Consider the following 17153-nt stretch of genomic DNA (forward strand, 5'->3'; position numbering starts at 1 on the left):
TGTCCCGATTAGCCAAACTAGCAAGCCGATAAGCGGTACACGAAATTTATTAAGTACGTTAACTATCAGATATATCCCTCCTGGTATTTTCAGTCTGAGAAATAGCTTTCCCTACCCGGGTCATATAAAGACCGGCAAAAATAACAATAGCGCCGGCGAACTGCAGCCAACCGAAGGTTTCACCCAGCATTAAGTACCCTGCGGCAACAGCAAACACCGGGGAAAGGTTATTATAGAGCGAAGCCTTGGTGCTGCCGACTTTGCCCAGTCCCCATATCCACAAAAAGTTGCCAATCCCCAACGGGAATAAGCCAGAAAAAACAATACTGGCCCAGCCAGCCAAAGGAACTTCTGACCAGTTAAAACGCAACATTTCATTTAATGAGGTCAGACAGAAAAAGAACGTCGAAAACAAAATAACGTAACCGGTAACTTGATAAGTTGAGTACTTGGCCAGTAGTTCTTTTGAAAAAACAGTATAATAACCATAAGTTGCTTGGGCAAGCAATAGTATTAAATTTCCGGTCACATGGCTATCGGCTATGCTCAGTTTGCTATTTGAGCCAAGCACAATAAGCACGACACCCAGAATACTAGCTAGGATCCCTATCGCCATCGGCCTAGTTATTTCTTCAATTTTACATACTTTATTAATAATAGCGACACTTACAGGTAAAAGCGCCAATACTAAGGAAGTATTGCCTGCAGTTGTTCGCTGTACTCCCAATGTCAAAAATATTTGAAACAAGAAAAAGCCGCCTACCCCAACTAAGAAGGCTTTCTTTAAGTCGCCCTTCTCAAATGGCCGATAGGTCTGCGAATAGAGAAGCGCTGTCCAAACCGCAAGAAGGGCAACTATCATCCGGGCAGCGTTAAATGACATTGCCGGGATGTACATCAGGCCTATTTTCATGACGGGCGGATTTAGACCCCATATAAAAGCCACAAATACTAAAACAGCATAAACAAAGCCATTATTCACTTTTGGCATAGTTTCACTCGTTTCTATTCGTAATCGACAAAATATTAAATACTATTTGACATCCTGTTAAAGTATTCCTGTTATAGCCGAAAGGTACCGGGCTTTATGAAAAATGAGTCAGGCATAATCCTCTGACTCATTTAAACAATCTGCCGCCTCACAAGCTCACCTGACCAACCAGTCAGCTACATTCTTATTATAATATAAATCATTGCAATGTCAAAGGTTTCTTAGCCTCAAAGGACTGCTGCGGTGACTCTGCCACTAGGACGATTCTCTTGACGCAAATCGAAACTAGCAGCAAATTAAATTTTCAACCGAGCTGCTGCCTAATTTTGCTTATGGCACGATAAATGATATAATTGGAAAGAATCTAGAACCATGAAATGAGGGATTACGTTGAAAAAAGCAGTTATTGAAATGGACTCTGGCAAAATCGTTATTGAACTGTTCGAAAAAGATGCCCCTATTACTGTCGGCAACTTTGAAAAACTCATTAAGGAAGGCTTTTATGATGGCCTGACTTTCCACCGCGTTATCAAGGGCTTTGTCGCTCAAGGCGGCTGTCCATCCGGCACCGGTACCGGCGGCCCTGGCTATACCATCCCCTGCGAAACTAAAGGCAACCCTAATAAACACGAACGCGGCTCCTTGTCGATGGCCCATCGCGGCCCAAATACCGGCGGCAGCCAATTCTTCATTGTTTATGAACCGCAGCCTCACCTCGATGGCGTACATACTGTTTTTGGCAAAGTAATCGAAGGTATGGACGTAGTTGATAAAATTAAGCCTCATGATGTAATGAAAAAGGTTACTGTTGTAGAAGAGTAATTTTCATTTACTGTAGTTTAGGCTTTGCCCGGTGAGTGGCCTGAGCAGCTAGCGGATCGTCCGGCCAATAGTGCTTCGGATAGCGGCCGGCGAGATCTTTCTTTACTTCAAAATAGGTTGTTTCCCAAAAATTAGCCAAGTCTTGCGTCACCTGGACCGGCCGATGGGCCGGCGATAAAAGGTGCACTGTGAGAGCAACTCTGCCCCGCGCAATGCGGGGCGTTTCTTTTTGGCCAAACATCTCCTGCAGCCGGACCGCTAAAACAGGACTATCCGAATTGCTATAATCGACTTGGATCCGTTGTCCACTTGGGACGGTAATATGAGTAGGCGCGTATTCATCCAACAAATTCCGCTGCTCCCAGTTAAGCCTGCTTTCTAAAATCTGAAATAAATTAAGCTTATCTAAATCAGCTTTGCTGCTTAAACCATACAGATAAGGAGCCAGCCACTCCTCACTTGCATCTAGCAGTGCATTATCTGTCATATCAGGATAACCCTGCTCGTGGCAATGCATAAAGATAAGCCGCTGCTGCAAACTGCGAGCTGCGCGCGTCCAGGGAAGAATATCAAGCCCCTCCGTTTTAATCCCGGAAATAAGAGCCGCTGCTACCATTTCAGGGTCTGGATTAAGCAGTGCTTCCTCTTTAATCGTCAACGCCCCTAATTTATGAAATCGTCTTGCCCGGACTGCCTTGCTGCTGCTATCCCAGGCAATTACATCGCAAACTTCTATTTGCTCTCGAAAGTGAGTAACCAGATCAGCGGCATCAAGCGGCGCAGCGAGAAAAATCCGGCTATCACTGCCTTGATCATCTAGCTGAGCGATTGCCAGCCAAGCTGCCTCTGACAGTGCTTGCTCACTTAAAAGAGCCGCACCGCGCCCATTCCTGAGCAAATATTTCCCGTTTGAACGGCGCTGAGCAATCCTGTCCGGATAAGCTAAGGCCAACAATAAGCCGCACGCGTCAATATCTTGCGTTTGGCATGATGTTATACTAAACACCTGTTTTAAATGGGCTATTTCAGCCTTGATAATCGGCCGAATAGCAGTATCTTGACGATGCAGCATTTCGAGGCGAAGCCTGATATCCACATCTTGCTGCGACCCTGCTAATAAATCCCGTTCGCCAAGCAGAGCCGCAATTTCACAAGCCAAACCTCCTAAATTTAAGGATTCGGCTTTGATAATCATATGGGCCAGTCTGGGGTGAACCCCGCATGCTGCCATTTTCCGCCCGTGTGCCGTAATTTTCCCGGCAGTATCGATTGCGCCAAGTTCAAACAGTAAAGTGCGCGCCTGTTCAAACGCAGCTAGTGGGGGCGGGTTTAGCCAAGCCAACTCGTTAGGCTGATTTACTCCCCAAGCTGCCAAATCCAGCGCTAAGGGAGCCAAGTCTGACTCTAAAATCTCCGGTTGCTGACATTCAATGAGCCGTAAGTCAGCCTCCTTAGTCAAAAGCCGATAACAAATCCCGGGGCCAAGGCGGCCGGCGCGTCCGCGGCGTTGATCGGCCGAAGCTCGTGAAACCTGAATTGTCTCAAGCCGCGTCATGCCGGTCCGCGACGAAAACCGCGGTATGCGCATCAATCCGCTGTCAATCACTACTCCTATACCTTGAACTGTAAGGCTAGTTTCGGCTATTGACGTAGCTAAAACTACTTTGCGCCAACCACCATCGCTCGGGGCTATAGCGTTATCCTGCATGTCCTGCGGCAAATTGCCATATAGCGGTGCTATAGATACCCCTGCTAAATTCATTTCCCGCAGTTGCCGCTCAACTCTGCGGATTTCACCTGCCCCCGGCAAGAAAACCAGAATATCGCCGCTGTCATTTCTAAGAGCTTCTAGGATAGTTTTGATAATAACCGGTTCAATTCGGCCTAGAACCGGTCGGTCTAAGTATATGGTCTCGACAGCAAACTCCCTTCCCGAACTGACTATAACGGGAGCATTCCCTAACAACTCGGCAACCGGCTGAGCATTAAGTGTCGCCGACATAATAATTATCCGCAAATCAGGCCGCAATACACTTTGCGCCTCCAGACAAAGCGCCAAACCCACATCAGCGTGAAGATTCCGTTCATGGAATTCATCGAAGATGACTGCGCCGACATTATCAAGTGACGGATCGGTTTGCATCATTCTTGTCAGTATGCCCTCGGTTACTACCTCAATGCGTGTCGCGGGGCCAACCCGGCTGTCTAATCTAACCCGGTATCCGACCGTCTCTCCGACTTTTTCGCCCAGCAGCTTTGCCATATAGCCGGCAGCCGACCGTGCAGCAAGCCGGCGAGGTTCAAGCATTATAATCTTTTGCCCCTTAAGCCAAGCCTCAGCCAACAGCGCCAACGGTACTCTTGTTGTCTTGCCAGCTCCCGGCGCAGCAATCAGCACAGCATTTGACTGAACTGATAATCCGTCTTTCAGCTTATCCAACACATCATCAATCGGTAATTTCTGCATTATTTCACTCCGCTTTTGATCCTAATAAGAAAAATGAGATCGCCGTATCAGAACAAGCGCTCTGCGGCAATCTCGGTTATTTATTCCTGGCTGTAAGTATCAGCTTTGGAAAACATTCGATAAAAATGCTTTAGTTCTAGGATGTGCCGGGCGATTGAAAATATCTTCTGGCGGCCCCTGCTCGACTATTTCACCTTTATCCATAAAGATAACATGATTGGCAACTTCGCGGGCGAAGGCCATTTCGTGCGTTACAACAAGCATCGTCATATGCTCCTCAGCTAATTGCCGCATAGCCTTTAACACTTCTCCGGTCAGCTCAGGATCAAGGGCCGAAGTCGGTTCGTCAAATAGCATTATATCAGGCGCCATCGCAAGAGCCCTAGCAATGGCCACACGCTGTTTCTGACCGCCGGATAGCCGGGAAGGATAGCTGTCGCGCTTATCTAAAAGTCCCACCTTGTTAAGCAGCGCCTCGGCCTGCGGGATAATCTCTTCGCGCTTTACGCCCTTTACAATCAGCGGGGCTTCGATAACATTCTCAATCACCGTCAGGTGAGGAAATAAATTAAATGACTGGAAAACCATGCCCATCTTACGGCAAATCCGTCTAGCTTCCGGTTCCGCAACGTACTGGCTTTTGCCATCGGGACCAGTTGAGGCTAGTACTTCGCCTTCAATTTCAATACTGCCGCTGTCGATGGTTTCCAAACGGTTGAGACAGCGCAACAGTGTGCTCTTACCCGAACCTGAAGGCCCGATAATTGCAATTACTTCTCCCTTGGTTACCTCCAAAGAAATGCCCTTGAGCACTTCTAATTTTTGAAAACTCTTATGGATATCTTTCAAACTAATCATTTTCATAACGCTACCCCTACTCATCATATACCGCATATTTCTTTTCGAGTTTTTGGAAACCCCAAGTTAATACCAGTGTCATTAAAAGATAAAATACCGCGGCTACTAAAAACGGTGTTGTATTAAAGTCACGCTGAACGATAGCCCGCGTGGTTCTGAGCAAATCGTTCATCGCCAAAACATAGATCAATGATGTATCCTTAACTAAGGTAATTGTTTCATTACTTACCGGCGGCAGTACCCGTTTTATTACTTGCGGCAGTATAATTCGCCGCATAGTCTGGATATAGCTCATACCAAGAACTTTTGCGCCTTCATATTGTCCACGGTCAATTGATTGAATTCCGGCGCGGAAGATCTCGGCAAAATAAGCCGCGTAATTTAAAACAAAAGCAAATACTGCCGCTGGAAAATCGTCCAGCTTAACACCAATATACGGTACCAGCGGTAAACCAAAGTACACAAATAAAAGCTGAAGCATAAGCGGTGTGCCCCTGAACAGCCAGATGTATACCCCGACAACGTCGCGTAGCGCCTTAAATCTGGAAATGCGGGCCAAAGACAGTAATAACCCTAGCGGCAGTGACAACACAATAGTCACGAAAAACATCTGCAGCGTAACTACCGTGCCGTCCAGCATTGGACCCAGTATTCCCAAAATGTATTCCATAAGATTCTCCCCTATCTAAGCTTCCACTTATTGCAAAATTTAAAAAACCACAATTAGGCCTACAGCTTATTATACAGTGAAACAATTGAAAAGCCAATGGTTAGGAACCATTGGCTAGACAAAGCTATTGCCGCTATTTCACGATATCTTCGCCAAACCATTGCTTGGAAATCTTGGCCGAAGTGCCGTCTTTCTTCATATCATCAAGTGCCTTCTGAAGCTTAGTAAGAAGTTCTTTGTCATCTTTTCTTAGCCCGACACCATATTCTTCGAAACCGAAGTTATCAGCTAGAATAACATATTCGCCCGGTTTCTTAGCTATATAGTAACGTCCAACAACTTCGTCAACAACGACAGCCTCAACACGACCGTTTTTGAGATCCATCAGTGCAGCTACATAATCAGGGTATTTCTTCAGTTCTTTAAATGAATTCAAAGTTGCTGCATCTTTTTCGATAGCTTCAACACTACTGCTGCCTTCCTGCGTTCCGACAACCTTACCAGCCAAATCAGTTTTGCCTTTTATGGCCGAGTTCGAATTTACAACGATTATCTGACGGTTTTCCATGTAAGCGTTGGTAAAGGCAATATTTTCTTTGCGCTTTTCTGTAATGGTAAGACCGTTCCAAAGCATGTCAACGCGCTTGCTGCTTAGTTCTACTTCTTTGCTGTTCCAGTCAATCGGTTTAAATTCGACTTGAACACCCATCCGTTTCGAGGCTTCTTTTGCCATGTCAATATCAAAGCCGACGATATTATTTTTGTCATCCCTAAATCCCATTGGCGGGAAATTATCATCAAGACCAACAACAATTTTCTTTTGAGCTGTACCGCCGCAACCGGCCAACAGAAGACCGATTAATATTAGGGCTAAGGCTGACAACATTATTTTCTTCATTTTCATATACCTCTCCACTCCCCCATTTAATCTATTACTATATTACTTTAGTTCATTAAAATATAGAAGTGGTGAAATGATAGATTTTTAACGTCTACCAGCATTTTAGACAAAAATACTGCTATTTCCAAGCTATTTCATAGATTTTGATCTTTTTAAATATTTTTCTGACCAGCACATACCCCTCACGCCGGATATAATAAAGTAAAGTCTATAAAAGCCCGTAATCACGTGGTAAAATTAAAAGGTGTTTTCGGCATCGCTAATTACTCTATGGAGGAACTTATGTTTAACTTTTTCGTCAGGTGTAATGACTGGCTAGGTAAAAATATGTTTATCGTCGTACTGTCCGGCCTTTTTATCGGTTTTTCGGTGGACATTGCTGACTCGTCTTTTTTACGCGCTGTCGTTATTGCGCTATTTGCCTATATGACATTTGTCACAGCCCTAAGCACAAGTTTTAAGGATTTCATTAAGGTACTACTAAGACCCTGGATTTCCTTATGGGTACTCATATTGGTACATCTGGTTACCCCATTTACGGCTTGGATAGTAGGGCTAATATTTTACCCGGATGAGCCCTATATTCGCTTAGGCTATTTAATCGGTGCGTCTATTCCGATCGGCGTCACTTCAGTTATTTGGACTGCCTTAGTTAAAGGTAATCTTCCGGTATCGCTTGTTGCCGTCACGCTCGACACACTCATTGTCCCTATAGTGATGCCACTATTTCTTCATCTGGTCATTGGTCAGACAATTCATCTTGACTACCTGAAAATGATTGAGGAATTGATGCTAATGGTAACACTCCCCAGCATTGCCGGTATGCTGCTTCACGATTGGACAGACGGCCGTATTTCGCGTTTTTCCAAAAGTTTCGGCGGCGCAACATCTAAAATTGCTCTGCTTTTTGTCATTGCAATCAATGCTGCTGTCGTTATGCCGCAAATTGCCTGGAATGCAACAATTATCAAAACTTTGCTTGTGACGCTATTTGTTGTTTCGTCCGGCTATTTCGTCGGCTACTTGGGTTCATTCGCCCTAAAAGACCGTTCCCACGAAATGAAGCTAACCATGGTGTTTAATGTAGGTATTCGTAACAACGCCTGTGGTCTGGTAATTGCTCTTACTTATTTTCCACCGGCCGTAGCCATTCCAATGACCCTTGCAATCTTATATCAGCAGCCGCTGGCAACTATTATATTTCGCATGTTTAAACAACTGAAGCCGGCGGAAGGATACTAAAAGACGAACGGCCGCCCCCTGCATCGGCGATGCAGGGGGCTCTTTATTAGCTCTGACAGATTGGGCAATAAAAGGCATTTCGCCCCCCCACCCGTTTGGTAACGATTTTTCCCCCACAAACATAGCAAGGTTTGTCCGCGCGGTAAGCAACTTGAAGATGGGGCTCAAACCCGCCCGTCAAATCGTCATCAGCGGCGAACTTTTCTTCATATACACCCCCTAGTTTTACAGCTCGCTCAAGTATATCTTTCATGCAGTCAAAAATTCGTTCCTGTTCTAGTGCTGATATGTCCTTTACCTTGCGATCCGGCCTAATACGGCTGCAAAACAGTATCTCATTTGAGTAAACGTTGCCAATCCCAGCCATAAAGGCCTGATCCATTAATAGTGGTTTTATCATCCCTTTGCGCTTTGCCAGCAGCTGTCTGAAATGACTTACTGTAAAATCCGGGTCCAGCGGTTCAGGCCCAAGGTCAGCAAGTTCTTTTATCTCGGACAAGTTATCTGTATTTACAAGATGAACGTAACCTAGGGTTATTTTGAAAAAGCCCAACTGTTCGCCGCTTTCAAACTGTAGTAGCAGCGATGGCCGTCTATCCATTTCTTCTCCAGCATAGAATAGTCGTAAATAACCTTCAAGCATTAAATGAGTAACCAGTGAAGAATAGTTGCTAAAACTAAGGATAATCTGCTTAGCCCGCCGTCGTGCCGAAATAACTTGCTGCCCGGCAAGTACGCTTGTTAACTTGGCTGCCGTTACGTTGGTTGCTTTTGCTCTGTTAACTACTGCGTTAGTTATCTTTTTTCCTACAACTTTATTCTGAAGCTGATATCGCAGCGTCTCAATTTCCGGAATCTCAGGCATATATATCACCAAGCTTTCTAATTGAATTATTATATTGTTTGCATAAATCAGCCTGGTAAATCCCTGTGATACCACAAAATACCTGACTTTCTCGCCGCCCTATTGTTAAAACTAAAATTACATTGCTAGGCATGGCTACGCACCATAATATAGTTTACTCCTACTTGACAAAATTCTATTTTGTGTTATATTGAAATCACAAATGGATAAGGTGTTTAAGGGGAGTAACCTGAAAAAGCAAAGCCGTCATCTCGGAATTCAAAATCCCGGCTTTGCTAGCAAACAATTGCTGGTGAGACCTAGCCTATCAATATAGGCTAGGTCTTTAGTTTTTTATCTATAATTCAAAATGGGAGGATAAAATGGATATCTCAACAGGATTTATAAGTAGTTTATTGGCCATAGTCTTTATTGATTTAGTTCTAGCCGGCGATAACGCCATTGTTATAGGCATGGCTGCCCGCAATCTACCGAAACATCTTCAGAAGAAAGCTATTTTCTGGGGAACCTTCGGCGCTATTGGTATCCGAGCCATCTCCACAGTGGTGGTAGTATGGCTGCTTAGGATTCCGGCGCTAATGATTGTCGGTGGTTTGTTGCTAGTCTGGATTGCCTACAACCTTATGACCGAGAAAAAGGAACATACCAATATTGCAGCGCCATCGAGTTTACGCGCCGCAATCCAAACAATAGTAATCGCCGATGGCGTCATGGGACTTGATAATGTTATGGGTGTTGCAGGTGTAGCCCATGGCAACATAACTTTGGTAATTATCGGTATGCTTATTACAGTACCTATCATCGTGTGGGGCAGCACTATGTTTATTCGCTTAATTGAGCGTTTCCCCATTATTATCTATATTGGCGGCGCTATTCTTGCTTGGACGGCCGGGCGAATGATTACAGGCGACCCGCTGCTTAAAACGTATTTCACTCCGATACTAGCCTTGGCTGTTGACATTATTGTTGTTGCCGCCGTAATGGGAGCTGCGATTATGAAAAAACGCCAGCATGCCTAAATATAATATAAAATTTTCGATGGCTGCGCTGATTGCGCAGCCTTTATTTTTTAAGCTTTTTCTACATAGCTTGGGCTAGTATGCTCAATTTATCAATCATCTTTGGTGATATAAATCATAGCCAATTTATAATTTTAGAATATAATAAATAATGTCAAGCAATAATTATTATCTGTATAGGCAGGAGGGAATCCACTATGTCACCCAATTTGACTGATAAACCTCATATTGTAATTGTCGGCGCCGGCTTTGGCGGCATACGAGCGGCGCGAGCGCTGGCTAAGGCCGATGTTCGCATCACTTTGATTGATAAACATAATTACCATCTTTTTCAGCCTTTACTTTATCAAGTTTCAACAGCTGGCTTGTCTGTTGATGATATCGCGTACCCCGTAAGGGCAATGCTGCGCGATCAGAAGAATGTCGAGTTCCGCATGGCAGAAGTAGCTGATGTTAATTTTGATAATAAATGTATAGTAACTGATAGCGGCGAAATTAGTTATGATTATCTAGTACTGGCAACAGGCGGCATGACAAATTATTTCGGTATGAACTCTATAGCCGAGAATGCTTTTGCTATGAAGACCTTAGATGAAGCTGTGACTATCCGTAATCATGTGCTCAAGATGTTTGAGCTTGCCTCACACGAAAACGACGCCGATAAACGCCGCGCCCTTTTAACCTTTGTTGTAGTTGGCGGCGGTCCGACAGGTGTTGAATCGGCCGGGGCTTTATCTGAGCTTATCTACTACGTATTAGCCAAGGAATATCATGAAATAAATTTCAAAGAAGTTCGTATTATGCTGGTAGAGGCATCTGACGGCTTATTGCCGGCAATGCCTGCCGACTTGCAGGAGGCTACCATCGAAACACTTATTCGCAAACATGTTGAAGTCCGACTTTGCGTTCAGGTTACCGATTTCAACGGTAAACAGCTATTTCTGAAAGGCGGCGAAATTGTACCCGCCTATACTGTTATCTGGGCAGCCGGCGTACGTGCCGCTGAGCTCTTTGATAAACTAAGCTTGGAAAAGGACAGAGCTCAACGCGCAATAGTTAATGAATATCTGCAACTTCCCAATCGACCTGAAGTATTTGTTATTGGCGATGCTGCGCATTTTAAACAAAATAATGTCCCGCTGCCAATGATTGCGCCGGTGGCAATTCAGCAAGCCGAAATCGCGGCTGCCAATATTATAAATTACATCAATTGCCGCCCCCTTAAGGAATTCGAGTATAAAGATGTTGGCAACATGGCTACCATCGGCCGTAATGCTGCCGTTGTCAGTATGGGTAAATTTAAGCTTAAAGGTTTCTTCGCTTGGCTTACCTGGTCCAACTGTCCATATCCTGCGGTTAATTGACTTCAGAAATAGAATAGTCGTCTTTACAAAATGGGTTTGGGATTATCTTGTTTATGAACGTGTAGTACGGATAATAACCCGCCAGTGAGTTTAAAAAAGGCCGGATAGCACTTATGCAAGCTATCCGGCCTTTATAAAAGTATTAAGGGGAAGGCGTTCCTTCCCCTTAGTTTAAACAACCATCCTTATAGCGCAGTTCCAAAGCTTAACAATCAGAAACAGCCTCTTTCACAACAAACTACTCGGACGCTAATACAAACCACTAACCACTAAAACGAACTTTACAAACAAAAAACACAACCCTTGTTTGACTCACGAACCTCTTGCATTACCCGGAAACACGTTCCACTTTGCAATACCGTTAACCACTAAGTCGCTATAAGGATGGTGCCTAGCTAAATAGTAACATACAAAATCAAATAACGCAATAGTCAAAATATTATATTTTTTAGGCTATTTTAGCTTTAGTTTCGCCAGAGCTTCTGCTAGGGCCGGGTTAAACGGATCATCTTGCTTCTTCTGCTTCTTCATATACTGAGCCACATCACTTTTCGATGCCTTACCGATCGTCTCCTTTTTACGCCTGTCGTTAAAAGCCGAAAGCTTTTCTCGGTATCCGCAGCTGCATACAAAAATTTGACCTTCTCCTTCGCCACGCAATTCCAGTTTTTTATGACAGTTTGGGCATCTGGCATTGGTAACTTTAGCAACACCTTTACGGTAGCCGCACTCCCGATCTTGACAAACTAGCATTTTGCCTCTTTTACCATTAACCTCAAGCAGATATTTTCCGCATTCCGGACATTTAGTTCTAGTAATGTTATCGTGCTTAAACTGACTTTGACTGTTCTTGATCTCATTAACAACTGCTCTGGCATAACCGCGCATTTTATTAATAAAGTCATGTTTATTAACTATACCCTTAGCAATTGCGCTTAACTGCTGCTCCCACTCTGCTGTTAAAGCGGGTGATTTAAGATCTGCCGGCACTAATTCAAGAAGTTGTTTTCCTTTGGACGTGATAAGCACATCCTTACCCTTTTTTTCGATTAAAAAACTATTAAACAACTTTTCGATAATATCGGCGCGAGTTGCCACCGTTCCTAACCCGCCTGTTTCGCCAATCGTCTTCTTCAGCGCCTCGCTCTCACCTGACATATATTTTACTGGGTTTTCCATAGCCGATAGCAAGCTGCCTTCATTAAACGGCGCCGGCGGTTTAGTTTTTCCTTCCGTGAGCGATAGTTTAGTGACATTTAATATATCGCCCTTATTTATAATTGGCAATGTCTGATCTGCAATATCATCAGTTTGCTCATCCTCAGTGAACTCATTATTATAGACTTCCTTCCAACCGGGAGCTATTACCCTCTTGCCTTTAGCGACAAATATTTCATTGTGAATTTGAGCTTTTATTGATGTCTGCTCATATTCAAACGGGGGGTACAGCACCGCTAAGAAACGCTTAACAACCAGATCGTAAATTTTTCGCTCTTTATCGTTAAATGCGCCAAGATTTACAGGCTGCTCAGTTGGGATAATAGCATGGTGGTCTGAAACTTTGCTGTTATCAACAAAATGCTTATTTGCTTTTAGCGGCAACCGTAATAGCTTAAAGGCCAGCTTGGAATAAGGTCCAACACTGCAGGCTTTTAGTCTTTCCGGCAGTGTATCGACAATATCACTAGAAATGTAGCGGGAATCGGTACGCGGATAAGTTAAAACCTTATGTGTCTCATATAGCTTCTGCATAATACCTAGTGTCTCTTTGGCTGAATAGCCAAAGAGACGATTAGCCTCTCGTTGCAGTTCAGTAAGATCAAACAACTGCGGCGCATAACTTTTTTTAGCGGCCTTTTCGACAGCAACAACTTCGGCTTTTGCGTTGGTTATTGCTCTAATAATACTTTCGCACTTTTCTTTATCAAATGTCTTGGTGTCTTTTGTCTTGCTGTCTTGCCAAATCAACCTTACGTTTCCTGTCTCGGCCGTTATACCGTAATAAGGTTTGGGCTGGAAGTTTTGAATCTCTCGCTCACGCTGAGCAATAATTGCTAAAGTTGGAGTTTGGACTCTGCCGCATGACAGCTGAGCATTGTACTTACAGGTAAGCGCCCTGGTAGCATTTATCCCAACTAACCAGTCGGCTTCAGCCCGCGCTACGGCTGAGGCATATAGGTTTTCATAATCCTTGCCTGGCCTGAGCTTATTAAAACCTTCCTTAATTGCCTTGTCGGTAACCGAAGAAATCCACAGTCTTTTTATAGGCTTGCGGATATTAGCTTTTTCAATAATCCAACGAGCGACAAGCTCACCTTCGCGGCCAGCATCAGTCGCGATAACTATTTCCCCTACATCTTTTCGTACCATCTGTTCTTTGACAGCCTTAAACTGGCGGCCAGTTTGCTTGATAACCACAAGTTTCAATTCTTGCGGCAGCATCGGTAAATCTTCTAGTCGCCAAGCTTTATATCTATCGTCATATTCCTCGGGATCAGCCAAGGTCACTAGATGGCCAAGTGCCCAAGTGACGATATACTTATCACCCTCGAGCCAGCCATTGCCTTTTTTATTACAATTTAAAACTCGGGCTAAATCTCGCCCAACCGATGGTTTTTCAGCTAATACTAATGTTTTATTCATGTTGCAGTCCTTTCTATATATCGGCGGTTGATCAATACCCCACGGTTAAGAACTTATAAAAGAAATTACATGACCAAGTCCTACTATCGCAATTACCAGCCACACGATTACAAAGATGATAAATACTCCAAATATCCATGGCATACGCTTTCGCCATTTAAAGCTCTCCACCTCACACTCATTACGAACCGAGGACGGGAGCATGTTAGTTAAGAATACAACTGCTGCAGGAATAAGCATAACATCATCAGCGATTCCGATAAATGGCAAATAATCCGGAATTACATCAACCGGGCTGATAACATACGTCATGAGTGCCACAAGCATCCCTTTAATGAACGGCGGAGTGCCAGGATGCTTCCAAGCATAATAAAGCAGCAATGCATCATTTTTTACTGTTTTAACTAGTCCCCACAGTTTCAATACACCGCTTAGAGCCACATAATCACCATCCATAAGCTCGTTATACTAGTATATTATACCATTCGGGCATACCATACGCCAGTAGACGACTAGAAGCGAGAATCTATATGCTTTTCCAATTGCCATCCGCCGTTCCCATCAAGCCTAAGCTTATTCACATGATACTTCACTAGTGTGTTCCGATGCCCAACACTAATAATTGCAGCTTTGGGCAACAGTTTAATTAAAAGACTATAAAGCATCTCTTCAGTAGTCTCATCAAGAGCTGAGGTTGCCTCGTCCAAAAACAGCCAATTAGGCTGGGTTAAGAAGGTTCTGACAAAGGCGATACGCTGCTGTTCTCCTAACGATAAGGCCTGCCCCCAATCTAGACACTCATCTAGCTTATTAGTTAAATGCTGAAGACGACAAGTTTTTAACATTTCGATCAGTTCAGCATCGCTTACCGCTCGTTTTAGGCCGGGATAAATCAGAACTTTTCGGAGTTCATCAATCGGCATATATGTGCGCTGCGGTACAAAGAGCATATCCGCATTGCGGGGAATATTCACAAGACCACTAGTATACGGCCATAATCCTGCCAAGGCACGAAGTAAAGTGCTTTTGCCGCAGCCTGATGGCCCGGCAACGAGGATACGTTCACCCTGTTTAATATTTAGGGTAATATCTTTTACAAGATTATAGCCATCCGGCCTAAAAACATTTACCGTATCGACAGCTAACTCATTAATATTATGCTTGTCAATCATTCTCTGATACGACGAATTATCAGCGCGTACCGTTTCCATAAATAAAATAAAATTATTTAGCCGGTTTACAACTGCTCGCCATTGTGCTAGACGGGTGAAGCTATCAATAATAAATGAAAAGCCGACTTGAACATGATTATAAGCATCAATAATTTGAAACATTTGACCTAAATGGATCTGACTATAAAAATAGCGAGGCGAAGCCACTAATATCGAAAAAATCACGGAAACTTGCGAATAGCCTGTCGTTAGCCACATTAAATTTCTACGGATATTTATGATCTGCCTGTAGTTAGAAATTATATTGTAAAAATGTCTGAAGCAATTAGCTTTTTCCTGAGTTTCACCGCTATATAATGCAATACTTTCGGCATTATCCCTAACCCGAATAAGGCTGTAACGAAAATCTGCTTCATAGCGCTGCTGGTCGTACTCCAATCGTACTAAGGGGCGGCCGACTTTTACTGTCAAATATGTTCCTACCCCAGCATACAAGAAAGCAGCCCAGACCAAATAGCCATAAATAGGCAGCGTAAAACCATTAAAATCGAGATATATTACACCGGACAAATTCCACAATATGACAACAAATGAGGATACAGTTACAACATCCTGAAGCAAATCTAGCGATAGCCTGAGAGTAAGCGCAACGAAAAGTTCAATATCTTCACTAATCCGCTGATCAGGGTTATCAGCCGCATCGCCAACCATTAATTGCAACCTGTAGTAGGTTTTTTTTCGCAGCCACTCAGATAAATACTTGTCAGTTAGCCAGCGGCGCCAGTTGATATGTAAAAGCATCCGGACGTATATTTGAATACCGCGCACCGCAATAAAAATAGCCGCTAAGATGGCGAATTGTATGACGGCGTCTAGAAATCCGGGATAATTATAGTCTTGAATGACTTGATAAAAATACGAGTGCCAGACATTAATCTGGACCGTTATATATACCAACCCTAAATTGAATGCTATAACGGTTAGAAGCAGTAGCCATGCTGACCACTTTTCTTCGGAAAACCAGTATGCTCTCGCAATTCTCCAAGCACTTCTCAGCACAACGCCACGCCTCACCCAAATCACCCCTCTACTTGTATATGGCAGAAAGGTGTCGGCAATGACTAAGCAGTAAACTTTACTCTGCCAAAACATCAAGCTAAAAAAATACAACATAATCTTACTGAAGGCTGATCTTAATTGGTGTATATTGGAATATCCATAGTATGTAGCAGCGATTACATGTTCTACAAAATTAATGGTACTTCCAAAAACTTGCCGCCCTTATTGGCCAAGAGCGTATGCAAGAGTATATCTCCGGAGGCCTAACTACATTTTGGCTTGGATCTTCCTTAAGAATATCCGCCATCGAACAAGTCGACTTACTTAATAAGCTATACTGTGACCAATCCCCCTTCCTCCCGAAGTAAGATCAATTGTTTTAAAAAATATATCCCTGTCTTCTAACAACGAAAGCAAGCTGCTAGGAAAGACTGGCTCAGGTCTTCAGGATGGTAAGTGGATATTAGGTTGGTTTGTTGGCTTTATAGAAAAAGAGGGCAAATATTATGTATTAGCAACCAATATTTTAGCCGATGATGGAGCGACCGGCCCTAAAGCTCGGGAAATTACAAAGGCTATTGCAAGGGATATTAATCTTCTCTAAATATAGCTTAGTTGAAAATAGGATTAGAAAAGACTTATCCTACGTCAAGTCCTTCTAGACGCGGGCGAAAGCTTATATCGTTCTTATTTCATAGCCAAAAAGTTATTACTTTCTGGTAAGATAAAAAGGACGGCTATCAACCTTTCGGTCTATAGCCGTCCTTTTTGTGGCGGAGTGGGAGGGATTTGAACCCTCGCAGGGGTTACCCCCTCTAACGATTTAGCAAACCGTCCTCTTCAGCCGCTTGAGTACCACTCCATATGAACTTGAAATAAAAACACCCACAAAAGCAGGTGTTTTTAACCGGCAACTTCCTATCCTCCCAGGGCGTTTCCACCCAAGTACTTTTGGCGTTTACGAGCTTAACTACTGTGTTCGGTATGGGAACAGGTGGAACCTCGTAGCTATCGCCACCGGATTAAGTTGAGATATTCTCTCAAAACTTCACATAAGCAGAGAACCAAGTTGTTAGGAGC

12 protein-coding genes, 1 tRNA gene, 1 rRNA gene and 1 pseudogene are annotated in these 17153 nt (G+C 43.7%); 4 read left to right on the top strand and 11 right to left on the bottom strand.

Annotation, left to right across the window (positions count from 1 at the left end):
• Nucleotides 1-58: 58 nt before the first annotated feature.
• The gene (locus GX348_11315; protein ID NLP42747.1) at nt 59-991 is read right to left on the bottom strand and encodes an EamA family transporter; all 933 of its coding nucleotides are present in this window, start codon (nt 989-991) and stop codon (nt 59-61) included.
• Between the two features lie 390 nt (nt 992-1381).
• Between GX348_11315 and GX348_11320 the strand changes: the two genes are divergently transcribed.
• Nucleotides 1382-1813 (top strand): peptidylprolyl isomerase, encoded by a 432-nt coding sequence (locus tag GX348_11320; GenBank protein NLP42748.1) that lies wholly within the window; start codon nt 1382-1384, stop codon nt 1811-1813.
• Nucleotides 1814-1820: 7 nt separating this feature from the next.
• On the opposite strand, the gene hrpB is transcribed toward GX348_11320, so the two are convergent.
• The 4 genes from hrpB to GX348_11340 form a co-directional block, all read right to left on the bottom strand.
• Nucleotides 1821-4280: an ATP-dependent helicase HrpB gene (hrpB, locus tag GX348_11325; protein ID NLP42749.1), complete on the bottom strand. Its 2460-nt coding sequence runs from the start codon at nt 4278-4280 to the stop codon at nt 1821-1823.
• Between the two features lie 99 nt (nt 4281-4379).
• Nucleotides 4380-5144, bottom strand: a complete 765-nt coding sequence (locus tag GX348_11330) for an amino acid ABC transporter ATP-binding protein (GenBank protein NLP42750.1) — start codon at nt 5142-5144, stop codon at nt 4380-4382.
• Nucleotides 5145-5154: 10 nt separating this feature from the next.
• Complete coding sequence (locus tag GX348_11335; GenBank protein ID NLP42751.1) at nt 5155-5808, bottom strand: amino acid ABC transporter permease; 654 nt, start codon at nt 5806-5808, stop codon at nt 5155-5157.
• Between the two features lie 133 nt (nt 5809-5941).
• Nucleotides 5942-6706, bottom strand: coding sequence for an amino acid ABC transporter substrate-binding protein (locus GX348_11340; GenBank protein ID NLP42752.1), 765 nt, complete (start codon nt 6704-6706; stop codon nt 5942-5944).
• 285 nt (nt 6707-6991) lie between these two features.
• On the opposite strand from GX348_11340, the gene GX348_11345 reads away from it, so the two are divergent.
• Nucleotides 6992-7951, top strand: coding sequence for a bile acid:sodium symporter family protein (locus GX348_11345; GenBank protein ID NLP42753.1), 960 nt, complete (start codon nt 6992-6994; stop codon nt 7949-7951).
• A 46-nt stretch (nt 7952-7997) separates the two neighbouring features.
• On the opposite strand, the gene mutM is transcribed toward GX348_11345, so the two are convergent.
• The gene (gene mutM, locus GX348_11350) at nt 7998-8816 is read right to left on the bottom strand and encodes a DNA-formamidopyrimidine glycosylase (protein ID NLP42754.1); all 819 of its coding nucleotides are present in this window, start codon (nt 8814-8816) and stop codon (nt 7998-8000) included.
• 362 nt (nt 8817-9178) lie between these two features.
• Here mutM and GX348_11355 point away from each other — a divergent pair, with 362 nt between their 5' ends.
• Both GX348_11355 and GX348_11360 read left to right on the top strand, forming a co-directional pair.
• Entirely contained in the window at nt 9179-9835 is a 657-nt protein-coding gene (locus GX348_11355; protein NLP42755.1) for a TerC family protein, read from the top strand.
• 197 nt (nt 9836-10032) lie between these two features.
• Nucleotides 10033-11287: pseudogene (locus GX348_11360) on the top strand (NAD(P)/FAD-dependent oxidoreductase).
• Nucleotides 11288-11652: 365 nt separating this feature from the next.
• Here GX348_11360 and GX348_11365 read toward each other — a convergent pair.
• The 5 genes from GX348_11365 to rrf all read right to left on the bottom strand — a co-directional run bounded on the left by GX348_11365 (nt 11653) and on the right by rrf (nt 17095).
• Complete coding sequence (locus GX348_11365) at nt 11653-13842, bottom strand: DNA topoisomerase III (protein ID NLP42756.1); 2190 nt, start codon at nt 13840-13842, stop codon at nt 11653-11655.
• Nucleotides 13843-13887: 45 nt separating this feature from the next.
• Nucleotides 13888-14298, bottom strand: a complete 411-nt coding sequence (locus GX348_11370) for a DUF1232 domain-containing protein (GenBank protein NLP42757.1) — start codon at nt 14296-14298, stop codon at nt 13888-13890.
• 56 nt (nt 14299-14354) lie between these two features.
• Entirely contained in the window at nt 14355-16088 is a 1734-nt protein-coding gene (locus GX348_11375) for an ABC transporter ATP-binding protein/permease (GenBank protein NLP42758.1), read from the bottom strand.
• A gap of 756 nt (nt 16089-16844) precedes the next feature.
• Nucleotides 16845-16935: transfer RNA gene (locus GX348_11380), tRNA-Ser, on the bottom strand.
• Between the two features lie 43 nt (nt 16936-16978).
• Nucleotides 16979-17095 (bottom strand): 5S ribosomal RNA (gene rrf, locus GX348_11385).
• Nucleotides 17096-17153: the final 58 nt, after the last annotated feature.

Source organism: Veillonellaceae bacterium (assembly GCA_012523975.1).
GTDB lineage: Bacteria > Bacillota > Negativicutes > JAAYSF01 > JAAYSF01 > JAAYSF01.

Excerpts from the sequence above, each read along its gene's own strand:
- GX348_11315 (NLP42747.1), bottom strand. The coding sequence starts at position 991 with ATGCCAAAAGTGAATAATGGCTTTGTTTATGCTGTTTTAGTATTTGTG.
- hrpB (NLP42749.1), bottom strand. The coding sequence starts at position 4,280 with ATGCAGAAATTACCGATTGATGATGTGTTGGATAAGCTGAAAGACGGA.
- GX348_11330 (NLP42750.1), bottom strand. The coding sequence starts at position 5,144 with ATGAAAATGATTAGTTTGAAAGATATCCATAAGAGTTTTCAAAAATTA.
- GX348_11335 (NLP42751.1), bottom strand. The coding sequence starts at position 5,808 with ATGGAATACATTTTGGGAATACTGGGTCCAATGCTGGACGGCACGGTA.
- GX348_11340 (NLP42752.1), bottom strand. The coding sequence starts at position 6,706 with ATGAAGAAAATAATGTTGTCAGCCTTAGCCCTAATATTAATCGGTCTT.
- GX348_11345 (NLP42753.1), top strand. The coding sequence starts at position 6,992 with ATGTTTAACTTTTTCGTCAGGTGTAATGACTGGCTAGGTAAAAATATG.
- mutM (NLP42754.1), bottom strand. The coding sequence starts at position 8,816 with ATGCCTGAGATTCCGGAAATTGAGACGCTGCGATATCAGCTTCAGAAT.
- GX348_11355 (NLP42755.1), top strand. The coding sequence starts at position 9,179 with ATGGATATCTCAACAGGATTTATAAGTAGTTTATTGGCCATAGTCTTT.
- GX348_11365 (NLP42756.1), bottom strand. The coding sequence starts at position 13,842 with ATGAATAAAACATTAGTATTAGCTGAAAAACCATCGGTTGGGCGAGAT.
- GX348_11370 (NLP42757.1), bottom strand. The coding sequence starts at position 14,298 with ATGGATGGTGATTATGTGGCTCTAAGCGGTGTATTGAAACTGTGGGGA.